Consider the following 20,634-nt stretch of genomic DNA (forward strand, 5'->3'; position numbering starts at 1 on the left):
TTACTCCTGGTTGTCGCCGGCGCCCAGCTCCTTGAGCTGTTCGGTGTTGTTGAGCACGTCGTTGAGCAGATCCTCAAGCTTCTCGTTGCCGGCCAGCTTGTTGCGCAGGTCGGCCAGCTTGGAGCGCGATTCCAGCAGCCGCCGCAGCGGCTCGACCTGCTCCACCACCGCCTCGGGGCGGAAGTCGTCGATCGACTTGAACTTCAGCTCCACGCCGAACTCGCCGCCCTCGTCGCTGATCCGGTTGGGCACGCGGTACACCGTGCGCGGGGCCATCCCCTCCATCACCTCGTCGAAGTTGTCGAGGTCGACGTTGACGAAGCGGCGATCCTTGACCCGCGGCAGCGGCTGCTCCGGGTTGCCGCTGAAGTCGCCGAGCACGCCGACCACGAACGGCAGCTCCTTCTCCTCGATCGCGTCGCCCTTCTCGACGTCGTAGGTGAGCTGCACGCGCGGCGGGCGCACCTTTTGCAGGCGCTTCTGGACGCTATCCTTCTTGGACATCTGTCGTCTCCTTGACGATGTGTGTGTTGGCGACGCTCAGTTGCCGCCGATCCGCTCGAACGGGTTGGACGAAGCGGGGCGCTCGCCGGAGCCGGCACCGGAAGCCGGCGCGGCGGGCGTGGACGGGGTGGCTGCGGGCGCGGCCGCCTGGACGCGGCGGGCCGGTGCGCGGCGGCGCGGCGGCGGCGCCGGCTCCTCTTCGGCGGCGAAGATCGCCTCGCCCATGGTGTTGCGCAGGGTGCCGGCCAGCATCTCGGCCTCGCGGCGCGCGGTGGCCGAAGGCAGCGCATCGCGCCCCTGCAGCCGCTGCAGCGAGCCGGTGGCGATGCGGAAGCCGCTCACGGTGAGGATGCCGTCGGCAACCAGGTCGTCCGGATCGCGCTGCAGGACTTCTTCGGCGGCGACGATGGCGTGGGCGTAGTGGGTGCGGTCGAACTGCAGCTGCGCGGTGCGCACCCATGGTTCCTTGCGGGTCGGGTCGGCGCGGCCGGCGTCGGCGAGCGCGGAGAGCGCGTGGTCGACCTGGCCGGCTTCGATCGCCGACTCGGCCTGCGACATCAGCCCGGCATAGTCCGGCATGGCGGGCTTCGGTGCGGTTGCACATGCGCCGAGCATCGACATCAGCGCCAGTGCGGCCAGAACGCGGGCAACCTTGCCAAACCCGCAGCGCGTTGCGCGCAGCATCCCTGTATCACCCATCCCTGTACCACTCCCTGCGGTCATCTTGACCGTCGAATCAATCCTGAATCGGTTCCATCAACGCGACCTGATCCTGTCGCGCGTGCCCGGTGCATGCCGCGGTGCAAGGCACCCGCATGCGCCATATCCATGCTGTATTCCGGTGTGGGTATAGTAGCCTTTCCGTGCCGCGTCAAGAATGACGCCCCAAACGGACAGGCGATCCCGGATGTGTCGCCTGCCCCCCGTTCCCTCGGTGCCGATCGCCATGATCGGGCCCGGATATTAAAAACCAGCGAAACAGGCGATTCAAGTATGGACACTCAACTCGCAGGCTTCGCGCCGTCACGCGCGCGCCGTTCCGCCTTCCTCTCCCTGCTCCGGATCCTCGCCCTGCCCCTGCTGGCGGCCGTGCTGGCCGGCTGCGCGAGCGGCGGCGGCGGGGTCGGCAAGGCCTTCAACCGCACGCTCGAATCGGTGGGGCTGCGCGAGATCGACCACGACGAGCGCGCCGGCATCCGCACCCTGCCGCTGCGCCTGTACGCCGGTGACAACCTCAACGCCGGCAACGGTGACCGGGCCCTGGCCACGGTGGTGCGGATCTATCACCTGCGCGGCATCCAGCGCTTCGAACAGACTCCGTTCGACGCATTCATGGACGAAACGCGCGAGCAGGCGGCGCTGGGCAGCGAGCTGGTGCAGGCGCGCGAGGTGGTGCTCACGCCCGGCATGCGCCAGCAGTTCGACGAACGCCTGTCGGCCGAGACCACCCACGTGGCCGTGGTGGCGTTGTTCCGCGCCCCGGCCAGCAGCCGCTGGCGCTTCGCCTTCGATGCCCGCCATGGGGACGTCGAGCGCGACGGCATCACCGTGGGCCTGCACGCCTGCGCGCTGAGCAGCGGCAGCCCGGCGCTGGCGTCCAGCGTCCCCGGCGATGCCGCCAGCCTGGTCGCGGCGCGCTGCAGCGGCTGAGACGGGTTGCCTGCGCGGCCCGCGCGTGGTTAAGTTCCACTCCCCGCCAGGACGGGCGGGATCAGACAAAGGGATTTGGGCGTGTCGCACGTGAGTCGGATGTCGAAGGTGTTCTGGGGCGAGGGACTGTTCCTGCGCCCGCAGCATTTCCAGCGCCAGGACGCGTACCACGAGGCCCGCCTGCAGGATCTGGCACGCAGCCTGCATCCCTACCCCTGGGGCGTGCGCCGCATTTCCTTCGATACCCGCAGCCTGGCCACCGGCACGCTGCGCGTGCTCGATGCCTCGGCGGTGTTCCCCGACGGCGAAAGCTACGACGCGCCCTCGCACGACGCGCTGCCCGACGCCATCGCGCTGTCCTCGCTGCCCGAGGGCGTGCAATCGAGCACGGTGTACCTGGCGCTGCCGCTGGTGCGCGACCACGGCGGCAACTGCGGCAACGGCGCTGAAAACGGCCCGTCCGCGCGCTTCACCCAGCGCAACCTGCCCACGCCCGACCTGTTCAGCGACGCCGCCGAGGCCGAGCTGGCCTACCTGGGCAAGGCCGTGCGCCTGCTCACCGAAGACCGGCCGCGCGACGCCTACGTCAGCATCCCGGTGGCGCGGGTGCGGCGCACCTCCACCGGCGGCTTCGAACTGGACGACGATTTCATCGCCCCGGCCCTGCACATCGGCGCCTCGGCGCGCCTGCAGCAGCAGCTGCGCGGGCTGCTGGACGCGCTGCAGGCCAAGGTCGATGCGCTCTACGGCGTGCACCGGCAGCAGTCGGCGCACATCATCGAGTTCCGCTCCGGCGACATCGCCTCGTTCTGGCTGCTGCACACGGCCACGTCGTCGTTCGCGACCCTCTCGCACCTGTTCCACCACGCGGGGCTGCACCCCGAGCGCCTGCACCAGGAGCTGCTGCGCCTGGCCGGCGGCCTGCTCACCTTCTCCAAGGCCTACGCGCCCGCCGACCTGCCGCGCTACGACCACGACGCGCCGGAGGCCGGCTTCGACCCGCTGTTCGACATGATCCGCGAGCTGCTGGATACGGTGATCTCGGCGCGCTATTTCCAGATTGCGCTGCAGGAAGTGAAGCCCTCCTTCCACGTCGGCCGCATCGACTCGCAGCGCATCGACGAGAACTGCGCCTTCTACCTGGGCGTGGCCGCGGACATGCCGGGCCAGGAGCTGATCCAGACGGTGCCGGTGCGCTTCAAGGTCGGCGCGCCGGACGACGTGGAGAAGTGCGTGCTCTCGGCGCTGCCCGGGGTCAAGCTGGTGCACGCCGCGCAGGTGCCGGCCGCGATCCCGGTGCGCCCGGGCAGCCACTACTTCGCGGTGGAGGCGCGCGGGCCGCTGTACGAACGCATGCTCAAGGCGCAGTCGATGATGATCTACGTGCCCGGCGGCGTGCGTGAACTCAAGCTCGAACTGATCGCGGTGGCGCCATGAACAGCAACCTGCCCCCCGTCCCCGGCTCGATGCCGTCGCTGACCCCGCAGCAGGCCGCCGCCCCTGCCGGCGGTGCCCCGGCGCCGCGCAACCTGGCCGACCTGATGTCCGACGGCTTCTACCTTCTGCTGCTGGTCAAGCGTGGCCAGATGCCGGCCGACGCGGAGACCTTCGTGCAGTCGGTGCAGCGCTTCCTGGACGGGGTCGAGCGCAGCGCGATGAAGATGGGCATCGCCTCGGAGGACGTGTACGCGGCCAAGTACGCGTTCTGCGCGGCGATGGACGAAGCCATCCTCGGCCAGCCTTCGCCGCTGCGCGACGCCTGGGAGCTGCAGCCGCTGCAGCTGCGCCTGTTCGGCGACCACCTGGCCGGCGAGCACTTCTTCGACCGCCTTGAAGAACTGCGTGCCCAGGGCGCGCCGCGGCTGCCCTCGCTGGAGGTCTACCACTACTGCCTGCTGCTGGGTTTCGAGGGCAAGTACCGGCTGGAAGGGCCGGAAAAGCTCGGCTACCTCACCGCCCGCCTGGGGGACGAGATCGTCTACCTGAAGGGCAAGCGCACCGGCTTCGCCCCGCACTGGCCGCCGCCGGACAGCGTGAAGCACACGCTGAGGCGCGTGGTTCCGCTGTGGCTGCCGGCGGTGCTGGTGGCGGCGTTCGGCCTGGTCGGATACTTCGGCCTGAACGCCTGGTTCGGCAGCCAGACCGACCGCCAGCTGGCCGCGTTCGAGAACGTGGTGCAGATGCCCGAACGCACCGCCCACGTCACCATCACCCTGCCCTGAGCAGGCGCCGCGCCGCTTGACGATTCCGGGGGTGCTGGCCACTCTTCCGGGGTGAATACGACCCTCATCCGCAACGCGGACGTCTACGCCCCCGAACACCTGGGCACGCGCGACCTGCTGCTTGGCGGCGGCAGGATCCTGTGGATCGGCACCGATGCGCCCGACCTGCCCGCCGCCTTCGGCGCCGACACCATCGACCTGCAAGGCCGGCGCCTGCTGCCCGGGCTGATCGACGGCCACGTGCACGTCACCGGCGGCGGCGGCGAGGCGGGGTTTGCGAGCCGGGTGCCTGCGCCGATGCTTTCGCGCTACACCCTGGCCGGGGTGACCACGGTGGTCGGGCTGCTGGGGACGGACGATGTGGCCCGCGGCAGCCGGGAGCTCGTTGCGCAAGTCAATGCGCTGCGCGAGGAGGGGCTGTCGGCATACGGCTACGCCGGCGGCTACCACCTGCCGCCGACGACGCTGACGGGCAGCGTGCGCGCCGACCTGGTGTTCGTGGACTGCCTGATCGGCGTGGGCGAGCTGGCGATCAGCGACCATCGCTCCAGCCAGCCAACGCTGGACGAGCTGCTGCGCATTGCGTCCGAGGCCCACGTGGCGGGGCTGATGACCGGCAAGGCCGGCATCGTGCACCTGCACCTGGGCGACGGCCCGCGCGGGCTGGAGCTGGTGCGGCGGGCGCTGGACGAATCCGAGCTGCCGGCGCGGGTGTTCAACCCCACCCACGTCAACCGCCGCAAGGGACTGTTCGAGGAGGCACTCGAGCTGGCCCGGCGGGGCTGCACGATCGACATCACGGCGTTCCCGGTGGAAGACGGCGAGGATGCATGGAGCGCGGCCGACGCGCTGGTGCGCTACCTGGAATCCGGCGCCCCGCGCGAGCGGGTCACGGTCAGCTCGGACGCCGGCGGCTGCCTGCCCTGCTTCGATGCCGAAGGCCGCGTGGCCGGCATGGACGTGGGCCACTCCGGCGCGCTGCAGGAAACCATCGACGAACTGCTCGGCCGCGGAGTGGCGCTGGAAGATGCGCTGCCTGCGTTCACCAGCAACGTCGCCGCGCTGCTGCGGCTGCCGGGCAAGGGACGGATCCAGGCGGGTGCGGACGCGGACCTGGTGGCGCTGGATGCCGTGAACGCGGCCTCGGATGTGTTCGCCGGCGGCCGTGCGCACGTGCGCGATGGCACCGTCGTGCTGCATGGTATGTTCGAGCAAAAGGGCGATTGATGCCCGCAACAGGGGGCGGTGCCGGCGCAATCCGGCCCGGCGCGCGGCCGCGGCCGGCGTCGCGGCGGGCCATGGCATCGGCCAGGACAGCTGAAGGAGCCTATTGATGCCAAGCAAACCCGCCAGCGGGGAGCAACGCGGCTGGATCATCCCGATCGGCGGCGCGGAAGAAAAAGACACCAACCCGCGGATCCTCGAGCGCTTCGTCGCGCTCAGCGGCGGCGAGGATGCCGATATCGTGGTCATCCCCACCGCCAGCCGGCTGAAGGAAACCGGGCTGCGCTACGAGGAGCTGTTCAACGCGATGGGCGTGGCGCGCGTGGAGGTGCTGGACTTCGACACCCGCCGCGATTGCCAGGAGCCGGGCCGGATCGAGCGCCTGGCGCAGGCCAGCGGCATCTTCTTCACCGGCGGCAACCAGCTCCGCCTGTCGACCATCCTGGGCGGCACCGATGTGGCGCGCACCGTGCGCCTGCGCAACGCCCAGGGCGTGACCGTGGCCGGTACCAGCGCCGGCGCGGGGATCCTGAGCGAGCACATGATCGCGTTCGGCAACGAGGGCTCTTCACCACGCGCCAGCAGCGTGCGCCTGGCGCCGGGCTTCGGGCTGACCAACCGCTTCATCATCGACCAGCACTTCCGCCAGCGCGACCGGCTTGGCCGGCTGTGCGCGGCGCTGTCCTACAACCCGTTCGCAATCGGCATCGGCCTGGACGAGGATACCGCCGCCCTGCTCGCGCCGGACGAGACCCTGGAGGTGGAGGGCAGCGGCAGCGTCACCGTGATCGATGCCCACGACCTGCAGTTCTCTTCCATCGCCCACGCCGGCGAGGACGATCCGGTGTGCATGCTGGGCCTGCACGTGCATATATTGGTCGCGGGCGCCACCTTCAACCTGCACACCCGCCGGGCCTCGGCCGGCAGGCTGGCCACCCGCAAGACCTGACCGGACACCGCCATGCGCATCCTCGAACGCTCCGTCTACGTTGGCCCCTCGCTGCACGCGCACTTCCCGGTGATCCGGCTGGTGGTGGATCTGGGCGAGCTGGAGCAGTGGCCCACCGCGCGCCTGGGGCCGGCCTTCATCGACGGCCTGGTGGCCGCCGTGCCCGGCCTGGCCGAGCACGGCTGCTCCTACCGCGAGCCGGGCGGCTTCCTGCGCCGCATGCGCGAGGACGAGGGCACCTGGCTGGGGCACGTGTTCGAGCACGTGGCGATCGAGCTGCAGAACATCGCCGGCTCGGAAGTCACCTTCGGCCGCACCCGCAGCGTCGACGGCCGTCCCGGCGTCTACACCGTGGTCTACGAATACGCCCAGCGCGAGGAAGGCATCGCCGCGGCCGAGCTGGCGATGCGCCTGCTGTTCTCGCTGCTGCCGGAGCAGCTGCGCCCCGAGGGCAGCCTGCCGGAAGGCTGGGAGTGGGAGGAGGCGCGCGACGACTTCATCCGCTACGCCCAGCGCCGGGCGCTCGGGCCGTCCACCGCCTCGCTGGTGCGCGCGGCCGAGGAGCGCGGCATCCCGTGGCTGCGGCTCAACGAGCACTCGCTGGTGCAGTTCGGCCACGGCCGCTACCAGCAGCGCATCCAGGCCACCATCACCGGCCGCACGCCCTACATCTCGGTGGAGCTGGCCGGCGACAAGGAGGAAACCAACAGGATCCTCGCCGCCCACGGCCTGCCCGTGCCCCGGCAGATCCTGGTCTCGCGCCAGACCGACGCGCTCAAGGCCGCCCGCCGGCTGGGCGGGCCGGTGGTGCTCAAGCCCTGGAACGGCAACCACGGCCGCGGCATCACCATCGACATCACCGAAGACGACGACATCCGCGCCGCCTTCGCCGCCGCCCAGGAGCATTCGCGCTCGGTGATCGTGGAGACCTTCCAGCCCGGCGACGACCACCGCCTGCTGGTGATCAACGGCGAGCTGGTGGCCGCCACCCGGCGCACCCCCGGCCACGTGATCGGCGACGGCACGAGCACCATCGCCGAACTGGTCGACATCGTGAACCAGGATCCGCGCCGCGGCGTCGGCCACGAGAAGGTGCTGACACGGCTGGAGCTGGATCGCGAAGCCAACCTGATGATGGAGCGCGCCGGATACACGGCGGAGTCGGTTCCGGAGGCGGACGAGGTGGTGTTCCTGCGCTCCACCGCCAACCTGTCCACCGGCGGCACCGCCACCGACGTCACCGACGTCATCCATCCCGACAACCGCGAGATGGCGGTGCGCGCGGTGCGCGCGATCGGCCTGGACGTGGGCGGCGTGGACTTCATCAGCCCCGACATCACCGAGAGCTATCGCCGCATCGGCGGCGCGATCTGCGAGGTCAACGCCGCGCCCGGCTTCCGCATGCACGTGGCGCCCAGCGAGGGCACGCCGCGCGACGCCGCCGGGCCGGTGATCGACATGCTGTTCCCGCCGGGCACGCCCTCGCGGGTGCCGATCGCCGCGATCAGCGGCACCAACGGCAAGACCACCACCTCGCGCATGCTGGCCCACATCGCCAAGATGGCCGGCCACACCCCGGGCCTGACCAGCACCGAGGGCGTGTACATCGACGGCCAGCGCACGGTCGAGGGCGACATGACCGGCCCGGTCTCCGCGCGCATGGTGCTGGGCGATCCGACCATCGACCTGGCGGTGCTGGAAACCGCCCGCGGCGGCCTGCTGCGCGCCGGCATGGGCGTGCCCGGGGTGGACGTGGCCGCGGTGATCAACGTCCAGGCCGACCACCTGGGCATGAAGGGCATCGACACCCTGGAGCAGCTGGCCGAGGTCAAGCGCATCGTGGTGGAGGTGGCGCGCGAGTGCGCGGTGCTCAACGCCGACGACCCCAACGTGCTGCGCATGTCCGGGTACACCGAAGCCCGCAACATCTGCTACGTCACCACCAACCCGGGCCACCGGCTGGTGCGCGAGCACGTGCGCGCCGGCGGCCGCGCCTGCGCGCTGGAGGACGGGGTGAACGGGCACATGATCACCCTGTACGACAAGGGGAGCCACATCCCGCTGCTGTGGACGCACCTGATCCCGGCCACGCTGGAAGGCCGCGCGATGCACAACGTGCAGAACGCGATGTTCGCCGCGGCGATGGCGTTCGCGCTGGGCATGAAGCTCGACGACATCCGCCACGGGCTGCGCACCTTCGACACCACCTTCTTCCAGGCGCCGGGCCGCATGAACGTGTTCTCCGAACATCCGTTCAAGGTGCTGTTCGACTACGCCCACAACGCGCACGCGGTGGGGGTGATGGCCGACCTGGCCCAGCGCCTGGACGTGGACGGGCGCCGGATCGTGGTGGTTGCCGGGCCGGGCGACCGCCGCGACGAAGACCTGGTGGCGATCGCCCAGGCCGTGGCCGGGCGCTTCGACCACTACGTCTGCCGCCGCGATGACAACCTGCGCGGACGCGACGGCGACGAGGTGCCCAACATCATCGCCCGCGCGCTGCGTGAGGCCGGCGTGGCCGCGGATGCGATCTCCGTGATCCCCGACGAGCAGGAGGCGATCGATGCCGCCCTGCGCATGGGCGAGTCCGGCGACCTGCTGATGGTGTTCGCCGATGCGCTCGCCCGCTCCTGGAAGCAGATCACCAAGTTCAGGGCGGAGGGCGGCGCGGCCGCGCCGGAGCGGCCGGCGGAGCCGCCACCGCCGCGGACGGCGGACATGGAGGAGCCGGACTTCACCATGGAAGGGCTGGTGCGCGAGGAACGCGGGCTGGTGTTCGTGCCCGACGAGGAAAGCGATTGAGCCGCCCCGATGGCCACTCCCGAACCGCCTCTTGACGATTCGCGCCGGCTGACCGGCCCCAGCGTGTACTTCGCCGAGCCGGGCGCGGCGCTGGAGACGGGGATCGGCGCGCCGGTTCCACAGGCCCTGCTGGAAGGCTGGAAGCAGCGCATCGAACGCGCGCGCGCCGCGCTCGGCTGGCCCGGCGGGCCGGTCGTGGTGCGCGGGCACCTCAGCGGCGCCAGCCTGGCCTTTGCCGCCCCGGGCGACCAGCTGTACACCGCGACCGAAATCAACGAATGGGCCTGGCTGGCCACGCTGGCGGAGGCCGGCATGCCGACCGGCGCGCCCATGAGCCAGCCCGGCCACGCGCCGCCGGGCGATGAAGGCGCCGCCCTGCGCGTGCACCGGCTCGCCGCGGCGGCCGAGGCCCTGCCGCGCCTGCCCGCGCTGCGCGAGGCCGCGCAGGCGCGCGGCCTGCCGCTGCTGCTGGACGACGAGCAGCTGTCCATCGGCACCGGCACCGGCAGCCTGACCTGGGACAACCCCGCCCTGCCGCGGGTTGGCGAGGTGCCCTGGGACGACCTGCACGCCATTCCCGTGGCGCTGGTCACCGGCTCCAACGGCAAGACCACCACGGTGCGCCTGCTGACCGCCATGGCCCGCGCCCACGGCTGGTCGACCGCCCACAGCTGCACCGACGGCATCTACCTGGACGGCGCCCTGATCGACGAGGGTGACTGGTCGGGCCCCGGCGGCGCGCGCAGCCTGCTGCGCAACCGCCAGGCGCAGGCGGCGATCCTGGAGACCGCCCGCGGCGGCCTGCTGCGCCGCGGGCTGGGCGTGCCACGCGCCGACGTGGCCGTGGTCACCAACGTCAGCCCGGACCATTTCGGCGAATACGGCATCCACGACCTGGACGCGCTGGCACGGGTGAAGCTGACCGTGGCGCGCGCCATCGATCCGGGCGGCACGCTGGTGCTCAACGCCGACAACGCGCTGCTGCGCAGCCACGCCGCGGCGATGGATGCGCCGCTGGCGTGGTTCTCGCTGGATGACGAACACGCCCTGCTGCGCCAGGCCCGCGCCGACGGCCGGCGCAGCGCGGGCGTGGCCGGCGGGCGGCTGCGGCTGTTCGACGGTCGCCAGGCGCATGACCTGGGCGCGGTCGCGGACATGCCGCTGACCCTGGGCGGGCTGGCCACGCACAACGTGCAGAACAGCGCGGCCGCCGCGCTCGCCGCAAGCTGCCTGGGAGTCGACCCGGATACCATCCGCAGCGTGCTCGCCGGCTTCGGCGGCTCGCATGCCGACAATCCGGGCCGCCTGCAGCGCTGGACGCTGGGCGGCGGCGTCCAGGCCTACGTGGACTACGCCCACAACCCCGATGGTCTGGGCCAGCTGCTGGCGCTGGCCCGCCAGGCCCACGATCCGGGCGGCCGGCTCCACCTGCTGCTGGGCCAGGCCGGCAACCGCACCGACGAGGCGATCGCCGACCTCGCCGCCACTGCCGCCGCCTACCGCCCCGACCGCGTCGTGCTCAAGGACATGGAGGGCTACATGCGCGGCCGTGAAAGCGGCGCCGTGGCCAGGCTGCTGCGCGCATCGCTGGCCAGCCACGGGGTCGCCGACGGGGCCGTCGTCGAATGCCTGGATGAAACCGACGCGGCGCGGCTGATCCTGGCCGGCGCCGGCCCGGGCGACAGCCTGGTGCTGCCCGTGCACAACGCCGCCAACCGCGGCCGGGTCTGCGACCTGCTGGATCGGCTGCAGGCCCAGGGCTGGATGCCCGGACACCCCCTTCCCGAATGATGACCCGGCGGCGCCCAAGCCCGCCCGCACTGGAGACCGCATTGGCCACCCACCGCAAGCTCCCGACCCTCCTGCTCACCGCCGCCATCGCCGCGGCCCTGCTCGGCGGCTGCGCGCCCGCGCCGTCCGGCCCGGGTGACGCCGCCCAGGCGCGTTCGGACACGGAAACCGCCGAGACCAACGACATCGGCGCATTCTTCGAATCCTTCAGCGACGAATGGATGCTGCGCCGGCCCTCCTCGGCCACCGCCAGCCGCTACTTCGACGACGAACGCCAGGCGCAGATGGATCGCCAGCTGACCCCGGTGACCGAAGCGTTCCAGCGCGAATCGGTGGAGATGGCGCGCCGCGGCCTGGAGCAGCTGGCCCGCTTCGACCTGGCCGCCATGGACGATACCGAGCGCGTGTCCGCCGAGCTGATGGCCTGGCAGCTGCAGGTGATCGTGGACGGCGAGAAGTTCAGCCACCTGCAGTTCCCGCTCAACCAGTTCGGCGGCGCCAACGTCGGCCTGCCCAACCTGATGACCGTGGTGCATCCGGTCACCAGCGCGCAGGATGCCGACAACTACATCGCCCGCCTGGGCCTGTTCGACGAGCGCATGGGCGAGGCCGCGCAGCGCGCCGCCGACCTGGCCGGGCGCGGCACCCTGCCACCGCGCTTCATCCTGGAGGCCACCATCGCCCAGATGACGCGGTTCATCGCGCCCGAGCCGGCGGACAACCCGCTGGTCACCACCTTCGCCACGCGCCTGGAGGGGGTCGAGTCGCTGGATGAAGCGCGGCGCGCCGGCTTTGTCGAGCAGGCCACCGCGCTGGTGGCCGACGAGGTCTATCCGGCCTGGCGCGAGGCCATCGCGGTGCTGGAATCACAGCTGCCGCAGTCGACGGACGAGCCCGGCCTGTCGCGCTTCGAGGACGGTGCGGACGCTTACGCCTACCACCTGGCCCGCTTCACCTCGACCAGCCTGGACGCAGAACAGATCCACGCCCTGGGCCTGTCCGAGGTCGAGCGCATCGAGGGCGAGATGGACGAAATCCTGCGCTCGATCGGCCGCACCGAAGGCAGCGTCAGCGAACGCATCGCCCAGCTGCGGCAGGATCTGGCCTACCCCGTCAACGACGAGGGCCGGGCACAGATCATGGCCGACATCGAGACCATGATGCGCGATGCCGAGCGCCGCGCCGACGAACTGTTCGACATCCGCCCGCAGACGCCGGTGATCGCCCAGCCCTACCCCGAGTTCCGCTGGGAAAGCGCCGCGGCCAGCTACACCGCGCCGCCACTGGACGGCTCGCGCCCGGGCGTCTACCAGATGCCGCTGCGCGAAAACCGCCTGACCAGGTTCGGCCTGCGCACGCTGGTCTACCACGAGGCCGTGCCCGGCCATCACTTCCAGGTCGCGCTGTCGGTGGAGAACAGCGCCCTGCCGAAGTTCCGCCAGACCCGGGCCCTGGGCGGCATTTCCGCCTTCAGCGAGGGCTGGGCGCTGTACGCCGAGCGCCTGGCCGCCGAGGAAGGCTGGTACGAGGGCGATCCGCAGGGCCTGCTTGGCCAGCTGGACGCCGAGCTGTTCCGCGCTCGCCGGCTGGTGGTCGATACCGGCCTGCACGCCAAGGGCTGGAGCCGCCAGCAGGCGATCGACTACGGCATCCCGCCCTCGGAAGTCGACCGCTACGTGGTCATGCCCGGCCAGGCGACTTCGTACAAGATCGGCCAGCTGGAGATGATCCGCCTGCGCGACAAGGCCCGCGACGCGCTGGGCGAAGACTTCGACCCGCGCCGCTTCCACAACCGCGTGCTGCTCACCGGCACCGTGCCGCTGAGCCTGCTCGAACGCGAGATCGACGCCTATATCGAAGCATCAGGCGGCTGACCGGCCGCAGCAGCACCCAACCACCCAACCACCATCAAGAAGGAGATCAACATGCACAGGATCGCTCTTGCCACCGCCCTCGCCGCCTGCCTGGCCTGGCCCGCAAGCACCACCGCCCAGGAAGTCCGCGAAGTCGAATCCAGGGACGGCTCGTTCACCGGCGAGGTCGTCGGCACTGCGGTGGAAGGCAGCCCGTTCGCGCAGCTCCAGATCGGCATGGACCAGTCCGAGGTGCAGGACCTCATGGACGGCACCCCCGACCGCTTCCACAGCTATGAGAGCGGCAAGCGCTGGATCCCGTTCTACTTCGGCAACGACGCTCGCCGCTTGCAGGTGCTCTATCGCGGCCACGGCTGCCTGATCTTCACCGGCGGCAACGTCTGGGGCGGCGCCGGCGGCGAGCTGATCCAGATCGAGCACGACGCTTCCGGCGAGTGCTACCAGCCGTAACGCCGCGGCAAGTACGGAAACAGAAAGGGCGGCCAATGGCCGCCCTTCCCTTTCAACGCATGGCGCAGGGGATCACCAGATCCGCACGCGCTCCTCCGGCGCGATCCACAGCGGATCGGACTCGGTGACGCCGAATGCCTCGTACCACGCATCGATGTTGCGCAGCGGCGCGAACGCGCGGATGTGGCCCGGCGAGTGGGTGCCGTTGACCAGCTGCTGGCGCAGCGCATCGTCACGCCACAGGATCCGCCACACCTGCGCCCAGCCCATGAAGAAGCGCTGTTCGCCGGTGAAGCCATCGATCACCGGTGCCTCTTCACCGTCCAGCGAGCGACGGTAGGCTTCCAGCGAGATGGTCAGGCCACCCAGGTCGCCGATGTTCTCGCCCATCGAGGTGCGGCCGTTGATGTGCATGCCCGGCAGCTGCGGGAACTCGTAGGCCTCGTACTGCGCGCCCAGCCTGGTCGCCTGCTCCTCGAACTTGGCCGCGTCCTCGGCCGTCCACCAGTCACGCAGCAGCCCGGCGCCGTCGGACTTGCGCCCCTGGTCGTCGAAGCCGTGGATGATCTCGTGGCCGATCACGCCGCCGATGCCGCCGTAGTTCACCGCCGGATCGGCGTCCGGGTCGAAGAACGGCGGCTGCAGGATCGCGGCCGGGAACACGATCTCGTTCTTGACCGAGCTGTAGTAGGCGTTGACGGTCTGCGGGGTCATCGCCCACTCGGCCTTGTCCACCGGCTGGCCGATGCGCGCGCGGCGGTAGTCCCACTCGAACCGGCGCGAACGCTCGGCATTGCCGAACAGGTCGCCGTTGCGCACTTCCAGCTCGCTGTAGTCGCGCCACTCGTCCGGATGGCCGATCTTCAGGCCGAAGTTCTCCAGCTTGGCGTGGGCCTCGGCCTTGGTGTCGTCGCCCATCCACTCCAGCTGATCCAGGCGCGCGCCCATGGCCGCCTTCACGTTGGCCACCAGGTCGTCCATCTTGGCCTTGGCGTCGGGCGGGAAGTACAGCCCGACGTAGTCACGGCCGATGGCTTCGCCCATGGTCGATTCGGCAAACGACACGCCGCGCTTCCAGCGCTCGCGCTGCTCGGGGGTGCCCGACAGGAACTTCTCGCGGAACTCGAACTGGGCGTCGACGAAGTCGCTCGACAGCAGCGAGGCGGCGCGGTCGGTGGTGTGGAACGCCTGCCAGGCCTTCAGCGTGTCCAGGTCGGTATCGGCGAAGATCTCCGCCAGCTTCGGAATCGCGGTGTCCTGGCGCATCACCACCACCGGCGCGTGGGTGACGCCGGCGGCAGCGAAGAAGCGCTGCCACGGGAAGCCCGGGGCCTGGGCCTCGAACCCACCCATCTCCAGCGGGTTGTAGGTCTTGTCGCGGTCGCGGCTCTCGGCGCGCGTCCAGTGGGCCTCGGCGATCCGGGTCTCCATCGCCATGACGGCCTCGGCGCTGGCCTGCGGCGCGTCCCAGCCGGCCAGCTCCAGCAGCTGCGCGATGTAGGCCACGTAGCGCTCGCGCTGGGGCGCGAAGTTGTCGCGCAGGTACATCTCGCGGTCGCCCAGGCCCAGGCCTGACTGGCTCATGTACAGGGCGTAGACGTCGGGGTTGCGCTGGTCGTCGGACACGCCGACGCTGAAGAAGCTACGGGTCAGGCCGCCGTTCTGCGCGCCCATCAGGTGCGCCATCTCCTCCTTGCTGGAGACCGAGCGGATCGCCTCCAGGTACGGCTGCAGCGGCTGCGCGCCGCGCGCCTCGATCGCCGCCTCGTCCATGAAGCCTTGGTACAGCGCCGCGATCTTGGCCGCGTCGCCGTCGGTGGCCGGGTCGCCCAGCTCATAGCCTTCCACCAGCTGCCGCACCCGCGCCTCGGACAGGTCGCGCAGCGCCAGGAACGAGCCGTAGCTGGAGCGGTCGGACGGGATCTCGGTGTTCTCGGCCCAGTTGCCGCTCACGTAGGCGAAGAAATCCTCGCCCGGGGACACGCTGGTATCCATGCCGGCGGTGTCGATGCCCCAGGTGCCCATGCGGGGCGCGGCAACCACCTGGCCCGCGCTGGCGGAGCCGTCGGCACCGTCGGCGAACAGCACCTGGGCGCTGCAGGCCTGGTCGAGGCAGCGGGCATCATGGGCCGCAACCGGGGCGGCCATCGACAGGGCCAGGCCGGTGGCGGCGAAAAGCAGGGTCTTCTTCAAGATCGGGTTCTCCGGTGTGGATACGGGAAGGTGCCGCCGCATGCGGCGCCAGCACAACTGCCTAAGGTAACCCCTGCGCTGGACGGCTGCGAATCCCCGCGACTACCATCAAACGCCCCCCGTGCCGGGATCAACGCGTGCAAAACGAACCGCAGGGTGAAGCCGCGCTGCGTGAACGGGCCCGCCAGGCGGTGCGTTCGGCGGACGCCTCGGCTGCGGACGCTGCCGGGATGGAGCGGCTGCAGCGCCACGCCCGCCGCACCCTGGACGAACAGCTGGCCCGGGTGCGCCGCCTGCACGCAACGCCGGCCTGTGCCCGCGGCTGCGCGATGTGCTGCCACCTGCGGGTGATGGCCACGCCGGCCGAGGTGTTCGGCCTGGCCCGCTACATCCGCCGGCAGCTGGCCCCGGCGGCGCTGGAGGAGCTCGCTGGCCAGGTCTCGGCAACCGCAGCCCGCCTGCACGCGATCCCGCGTGAACGCCTGCTGGCCACCAACGTCCCCTGCCCGCTGCTCGTCGACGGCGCCTGCAGCATGTACGCGGCGCGGCCGTTCAACTGCCGCGCCTACCACTCCCTCGACGTGGACGCCTGCACGGCCTCGTTCAACAACCCGGGCGATGCCGGCCTCACCCATCCGCAAAGCGCGATGGTGGCCCGCATCAACGAAGGCGTGCAGCAGGGCCTGGCCGACGTGCTTGGCCAGGCCGGGCTGGATCGGAGCCAGTACGAACTGGTCACCGCCCTGGACGAGGCCCTGTCCGACCCCGGGGCCGAAACCCGCTTCCTGCGCGGCGAGGCGGCGTTCCGCAGCGCCCTGCGCGGCTGAGCGCCTGGCCCGCGGCCCTCAGCGGCACGCTTCCGGGCGCGATTCCCAGACCACCGGCTGCCACCATTCGTGGGCACGGATCCCGTCCGGACTCATCCGTTCGGGCAGCAGTTCGGCGCCCACCGAGTAGCGCATGCCCGGCTCGACGTCGACCACCAGCACCTTGTAAGCACGCGCACCCTCGCGGCTCTGCACGCGCCGGATCCGCTGGGCATCACCGGCCGAAATGAGGTGCCGGTCGATGAACTCGCGCACCACCACCACATGGCGTCCGGCCGGAACCCGGTAGCGGTTCTGCGGATCCAGCGGCGTGCTGTCGCCGTTGATCTGGGTGATTTCCGCGCGGAAGATGTTCCTGCTGACCCGCGGCGGGGCGCCGATCGTACTCAGGTAGCCGCAGCCGGCCTGCGCCGCCACCTCGCTCCTGGTCACGGCCGTGACTTCATCCATACGGCCGGACAGGGTCAGCGGCGTCCCGTCGCGCTCGACCTCCAGCCGGATCTCGCCGCCACCGTTGGCCACGGCGTTTTCGAACAGATCGTTCGAGACCCGCGCGCCCACCAGGGACTTGCCGTTGACCGCCAGCAGGCGGTCGCCCACCTGCACGCCGGCCCGCTCGGCAGCGCCACCCGGCGACAGCGCCAGCACCTGTACGCCATCCTGCGTGCCGCGGCGCCCGTCGATCACCAGCCCCAGGCTCCACTGCGAGACGGCCGGCACGGCCGTCACGCCCGCCAGCGCCGGCGCTGGTGCCACCACGCCCGGCGCAGCCCTGGCACCGGGCATGCACAGCGCCACCAGGCCGGCGAGGATCAGTACTTGAATGGTTTTCATGGTGTTCACCCTTTGCCCTTGGCAGCCGTCGGCGTGGCGGCGGCCATCAGTGCCTGCCGGGCCCGCCAAAGCGGCTCGATTTCATCATCCGTGGCGTTGCGTTCGTAGGCCGCCTGCAGGGCCCGGTCGATCACGTGCACGGTGCGGATACTGTCGGCGTCAACGCCGGGCGCGGCTTGCTCCGCGGCCTCCGGAGCGCCTTCGGCGAGCAGCGGGCCATCCGCCGCCGGCCCGCCGGGAACCACAAGCGCGAACCCGAGCGCAGCGGCCGCCACCGAGGCCATGGCCACGCCGCCGAGCCGGCGCCGCATCCGCTGCCGGCGCGCGCCATCCACCCGCTGCCAGAGGCCGTCCGGCAACGTAGGCTCGCCCAGCGTCTGCAGGTACCGCTTCGCCTGTTTTTCAAGCTCGTCCATCGTCCTCGACCTCGATCATTTCGCGCATCCGCGCCAGCGCGCGGGACACCAGTGATTTCGACCAGCTCTCGCTGTGGCCGAACCGCCCGGCCAGTTCGCGGTGCGTCCAGCCTTCCACCACCCGCAGCCATACAACGGTACGCACCTCGGGCGGAAAGCGTTGCAGCAGCCCCAGCGAACCATCGTCCGGCTGGCCGGCCTCCTCCGCAGCGGAATCGGCGGCGATGGCGTCATCGAACTCCACCATCCTGCGCTCGCGGCGCAGCCGGTCAATGGCGGCATTGGCCGCGACCCGCTTCAGCCACGGCCGCAGCGGCCGATCCGGGGCCATGGCGTCCATGAACCGCAGCAGCTGGAGGAAGGTCTCCTGGGTCACGTCCTCGGCGGTGGCCGGGTTGCCGGTCAGCCGCAGCGCAAGCGCGTGGATCGCCCCCGCGTGGCGCGAGTACAGGGTTTCGAACGCCTCGCGGCTGCCCCAGCGGGCCCTGCGCACCAGGCGGGCTTCCTCGGCGATGTCCACCCGGGTGGTGTCGTCCATGGGAGTGGTTACGGCCGGCAGTACGGGAAGGTCGCAGCATCGGCTGACGGGCCCGATTTTGCACATCTGCGGAACTCTGGCGCCCGATGCGCGCATAATCCGGCTAAAAATGCTACAATAGCCCGCTGCATGCGGTGAGGGATCACCATGCAGCGCGAAGGCTGCTCCGCCCGGTGGGTCATCCCGGGCGGCTGCTCACGCACCACCGGCCCGGCCGCGCCCTTCCCGGCGACGGCGCAACGCCGCGCACGCAACGTGCGTGGCGCCCGAAGGGCCTTCACCGAGGCATGCCCCCACGCACGCCACCGACAGGAGACGCAATGTCCAGCACGAACGCCAAGCCCCAGACCCGCCAGCCCTCCGCCAAGCGCGCCCGCACGCGCTCGTCGTCCAGGAAGGCCGAAAGCGCCAACGCGCTGACCAGCGAGCGCATCGCCGCCGACCTCGCCGCCTTCCGCAAGGGCGGGGGCAAGATCGAAGTCCTGGGCAATACCAAGGTGTTCCAGAGCATGGGCCCGATGGCCACGGCGTCGAAGGCCAAGGCCGCCACCAAGAAGGCGCCGGTCAAGAAGCGCGCCTGACCTCAGCCGCCGCAGCCCCCGCAACAGACCGAGGGCTGCTGTTCGATACGGGCCGGCTGCAGGCTCCAGCCGGCCCCCTCCAGCACTTCCAGCAGCTGCCGGGACTCCAGCCAGGTCGACAGGCGCACGGTGCCCCCGGCCGCGTCCAGATCCACCACCGCGGCGGGATCCTGGTCGAGGATCGCACCTTCGATCACGCCGATGTCGGGCATGTGCGGGTCTTTTGCGATGTGGAATTCCATGGGCATGCCCCGGCAGGGATGATCCCTGATCGTACGCCCCGCCCCGCGGGCCCGCCATGACCTGGATCAGGCCCGCCGCGGATCGCCCGCCGGTTGACCCAGGTCAGGGCGCCCCGCCGCCCACCGCGGCACCATCCGTGCCATGTCCGATCCTTCCGTTGAAATCGACGGCGCGCTGGTTGCGCGCGAACTGGGCCTTGCCACCGACGAGTTTCGGCGGCTGATGGAGATCCGCAAGGTCAAGGTGCTGTGCGAACGCGGCACCGGCGAGGACGCCGGCAGCCATCGCGCGACCTTCTACTACGAAGACCGCAAGGCGCGCTTCATCGTCGACCGTTTCGGCCGGGCGAACCGGGTCTGAGCGCCTGCCCGCGCCCCGCGGCCCCGTCCAGCAGGCGCGCCATGTCCTCGTCCTTCTGCTCCCACAGCCCGTTCATCCACTGCTGGAAGCGGGCCCGGAACGGGCGATCCTGCTGGTAATCACCCTCCGCCATCTCGGCGGGGATCGGCCGCTCGCGCACCAGCACCCGGATCTCCGGCACCCTGCCCGCCATCAGGTCGGCCATGGTCGGCCGGCCGCCGGGATAGGCGATTGTCACGTCCAGCAGTCCCTGCAGCCCGGCGCCCATGGCGTCGAGCACGAACGCCACCCCGCCCGAGCGCGGCTTGAGCAGGTGCCGGTACGACGAATCCTGGCGCGCGTGCTTTCCGGCGGTGAACCGCGTGCCTTCGACGAAGTTCATGATCGACACCGGGATGTCGTGGAACTTCATGCAGGCCCGCCGCGTGGCCTCCATGTCGCGCTTGCCCAGCTCCGGGTTGCGGGCGATCTGGCGGTGGGTGTAGCGGCCCATGAAGGGGAAATCCAGCGCCCACCAGGCCAGCCCCAGCACCGGTACCCAGAACAGCTGCCGCTTGAGGAAGAACCGCAGCAGCGGAATGCGCCGGTTGAACACCTTCTGCAGCACCAGGATGTCCACCCAGCTCTGGTGGTTGGCCAGCACCAGGTAGTGACCGTCCACCTGCAGCCCGTCCGGCACTTCGACCTCGAAGCGGGTGGAGGTGAAGCGCTCGATCATGAGGCTGTTGACGCTGATCCAGCGCTCGGCCAGCCAGGTCAGCGCGGCGTTGCAGGCCCGCCTGGCGCCGTTGAACGGCAGCAGCAGCTTGACCAGCGCCACCACGAACAGCGGCAGCGCATGGACAAGCGTATTGAGCACCACCAGCGACAGCACCAGCGCTATGCGCAACCAGCCCGGCAAGGACACCCGCACACCCCTGTTTCCTGGAAGGCGCAAAGGTTACCGCACGCCGCGCCGCGTCAGGGCACCGGGAGGGCTACACTGTCAGCCACTCCCACATGCACAGGAATCCCTTGGCCAAACCAAACTACTCGTTCGAAAAACGCCAGCGCGAACTCGCCAAGAAGAAGAAAAAGGAAGAAAAAGCCGCCCGCAAGCGCGCCGACAGGGAAGCCGCAAGCGGCCCGGACACCGGCACTGCCGAACCATCGCACTGAACCCGGCCAGTGCGGCCA

General features: G+C 70.7%; 21 protein-coding genes. 13 read left to right on the forward strand and 8 right to left on the reverse strand.

What is annotated here, in order from left to right:
* Both tssB and ACOZ90_RS01970 read right to left on the reverse strand, forming a co-directional pair.
* On the reverse strand, window positions 1-504 hold the full coding sequence (gene tssB / locus ACOZ90_RS01965) for a type VI secretion system contractile sheath small subunit (RefSeq protein WP_422891938.1): 504 nt from the start codon (window positions 502-504) through the stop codon (window positions 1-3).
* 36 nt (window positions 505-540) lie between these two features.
* Entirely contained in the window at window positions 541-1,083 is a 543-nt protein-coding gene (locus ACOZ90_RS01970; protein ID WP_422891939.1) for a hypothetical protein, read from the reverse strand.
* A gap of 414 nt (window positions 1,084-1,497) precedes the next feature.
* Here ACOZ90_RS01970 and tssJ point away from each other — a divergent pair, with 414 nt between their 5' ends.
* The 9 genes from tssJ to ACOZ90_RS02015 all read left to right on the forward strand — a co-directional run bounded on the left by tssJ (window position 1,498) and on the right by ACOZ90_RS02015 (window position 13,466).
* Window positions 1,498-2,154, forward strand: coding sequence for a type VI secretion system lipoprotein TssJ (gene tssJ, locus ACOZ90_RS01975; RefSeq protein ID WP_422891940.1), 657 nt, complete (start codon window positions 1,498-1,500; stop codon window positions 2,152-2,154).
* Between the two features lie 99 nt (window positions 2,155-2,253).
* On the forward strand, window positions 2,254-3,591 hold the full coding sequence (gene tssK / locus ACOZ90_RS01980; RefSeq protein ID WP_422892002.1) for a type VI secretion system baseplate subunit TssK: 1,338 nt from the start codon (window positions 2,254-2,256) through the stop codon (window positions 3,589-3,591).
* A complete protein-coding gene (locus ACOZ90_RS01985) occupies window positions 3,588-4,376 on the forward strand; it encodes a DotU family type IV/VI secretion system protein (RefSeq protein WP_422891941.1) in 789 nt (262 codons plus the stop codon). Before tssK ends, ACOZ90_RS01985 begins: the two co-directional genes overlap by 4 nt.
* Before the next feature lie 51 nt (window positions 4,377-4,427).
* Window positions 4,428-5,603, forward strand: a complete 1,176-nt coding sequence (gene iadA / locus ACOZ90_RS01990; RefSeq protein WP_422891942.1) for a beta-aspartyl-peptidase — start codon at window positions 4,428-4,430, stop codon at window positions 5,601-5,603.
* A gap of 106 nt (window positions 5,604-5,709) precedes the next feature.
* Complete coding sequence (locus ACOZ90_RS01995) at window positions 5,710-6,549, forward strand: cyanophycinase (protein ID WP_422891943.1); 840 nt, start codon at window positions 5,710-5,712, stop codon at window positions 6,547-6,549.
* A gap of 12 nt (window positions 6,550-6,561) precedes the next feature.
* Window positions 6,562-9,351 (forward strand): cyanophycin synthetase, encoded by a 2,790-nt coding sequence (gene cphA / locus ACOZ90_RS02000; RefSeq protein WP_422891944.1) that lies wholly within the window; start codon window positions 6,562-6,564, stop codon window positions 9,349-9,351.
* 9 nt (window positions 9,352-9,360) lie between these two features.
* Window positions 9,361-11,142 (forward strand): Mur ligase family protein, encoded by a 1,782-nt coding sequence (locus ACOZ90_RS02005; RefSeq protein WP_422891945.1) that lies wholly within the window; start codon window positions 9,361-9,363, stop codon window positions 11,140-11,142.
* Window positions 11,143-11,183: 41 nt separating this feature from the next.
* Entirely contained in the window at window positions 11,184-13,016 is a 1,833-nt protein-coding gene (locus ACOZ90_RS02010) for a DUF885 domain-containing protein (RefSeq protein WP_422891946.1), read from the forward strand.
* 51 nt (window positions 13,017-13,067) lie between these two features.
* Entirely contained in the window at window positions 13,068-13,466 is a 399-nt protein-coding gene (locus tag ACOZ90_RS02015; RefSeq protein WP_422891947.1) for a hypothetical protein, read from the forward strand.
* A gap of 72 nt (window positions 13,467-13,538) precedes the next feature.
* Here ACOZ90_RS02015 and ACOZ90_RS02020 read toward each other — a convergent pair whose 3' ends face one another.
* The gene (locus ACOZ90_RS02020) at window positions 13,539-15,659 is read right to left on the reverse strand and encodes a M13 family metallopeptidase (protein ID WP_422891948.1); all 2,121 of its coding nucleotides are present in this window, start codon (window positions 15,657-15,659) and stop codon (window positions 13,539-13,541) included.
* A 137-nt stretch (window positions 15,660-15,796) separates the two neighbouring features.
* Between ACOZ90_RS02020 and ACOZ90_RS02025 the strand changes: the two genes are divergently transcribed.
* Window positions 15,797-16,486 carry a YkgJ family cysteine cluster protein gene (locus ACOZ90_RS02025; protein WP_422891949.1) on the forward strand — a complete coding sequence of 230 codons (690 nt, stop codon included), beginning with the start codon at window positions 15,797-15,799 and terminating at the stop codon, window positions 16,484-16,486.
* Between the two features lie 18 nt (window positions 16,487-16,504).
* On the opposite strand, the gene ACOZ90_RS02030 is transcribed toward ACOZ90_RS02025, so the two are convergent.
* The 3 genes from ACOZ90_RS02030 to ACOZ90_RS02040 are packed head-to-tail and all read right to left on the reverse strand — an operon-like array spanning window position 16,505 to window position 18,274.
* Window positions 16,505-17,320 (reverse strand): PDZ domain-containing protein, encoded by an 816-nt coding sequence (locus ACOZ90_RS02030; RefSeq protein ID WP_422891950.1) that lies wholly within the window; start codon window positions 17,318-17,320, stop codon window positions 16,505-16,507.
* 5 nt (window positions 17,321-17,325) lie between these two features.
* Window positions 17,326-17,736 (reverse strand): hypothetical protein, encoded by a 411-nt coding sequence (locus ACOZ90_RS02035; protein ID WP_422891951.1) that lies wholly within the window; start codon window positions 17,734-17,736, stop codon window positions 17,326-17,328.
* Window positions 17,723-18,274 (reverse strand): RNA polymerase sigma factor, encoded by a 552-nt coding sequence (locus ACOZ90_RS02040; RefSeq protein ID WP_422891952.1) that lies wholly within the window; start codon window positions 18,272-18,274, stop codon window positions 17,723-17,725. Before ACOZ90_RS02040 ends, ACOZ90_RS02035 begins: the two co-directional genes overlap by 14 nt.
* 320 nt (window positions 18,275-18,594) lie before the next feature.
* Here ACOZ90_RS02040 and ACOZ90_RS02045 point away from each other — a divergent pair, with 320 nt between their 5' ends.
* Window positions 18,595-18,855, forward strand: coding sequence for a hypothetical protein (locus ACOZ90_RS02045; RefSeq protein ID WP_422891953.1), 261 nt, complete (start codon window positions 18,595-18,597; stop codon window positions 18,853-18,855).
* Between the two features lie 2 nt (window positions 18,856-18,857).
* On the opposite strand, the gene ACOZ90_RS02050 is transcribed toward ACOZ90_RS02045, so the two are convergent.
* Complete coding sequence (locus ACOZ90_RS02050; RefSeq protein ID WP_422891954.1) at window positions 18,858-19,097, reverse strand: hypothetical protein; 240 nt, start codon at window positions 19,095-19,097, stop codon at window positions 18,858-18,860.
* Window positions 19,098-19,239: 142 nt separating this feature from the next.
* Between ACOZ90_RS02050 and ACOZ90_RS02055 the strand changes: the two genes are divergently transcribed.
* A complete protein-coding gene (locus ACOZ90_RS02055) occupies window positions 19,240-19,458 on the forward strand; it encodes a DUF6522 family protein (RefSeq protein ID WP_422891955.1) in 219 nt (72 codons plus the stop codon).
* On the opposite strand, the gene ACOZ90_RS02060 is transcribed toward ACOZ90_RS02055, so the two are convergent.
* On the reverse strand, window positions 19,421-20,371 hold the full coding sequence (locus tag ACOZ90_RS02060; protein WP_422891956.1) for an acyltransferase: 951 nt from the start codon (window positions 20,369-20,371) through the stop codon (window positions 19,421-19,423). The genes ACOZ90_RS02055 and ACOZ90_RS02060 overlap by 38 nt on opposite strands.
* An 86-nt stretch (window positions 20,372-20,457) precedes the next feature.
* On the opposite strand from ACOZ90_RS02060, the gene ACOZ90_RS02065 reads away from it, so the two are divergent.
* On the forward strand, window positions 20,458-20,616 hold the full coding sequence (locus tag ACOZ90_RS02065) for a hypothetical protein (RefSeq protein ID WP_422891957.1): 159 nt from the start codon (window positions 20,458-20,460) through the stop codon (window positions 20,614-20,616).
* The last annotated feature ends 18 nt before the right edge of the window (window positions 20,617-20,634 follow it).

The organism is Luteimonas dalianensis (assembly GCF_049339425.1).
GTDB classification, from domain to species: Bacteria; Pseudomonadota; Gammaproteobacteria; order Xanthomonadales; family Xanthomonadaceae; genus Luteimonas; species Luteimonas dalianensis.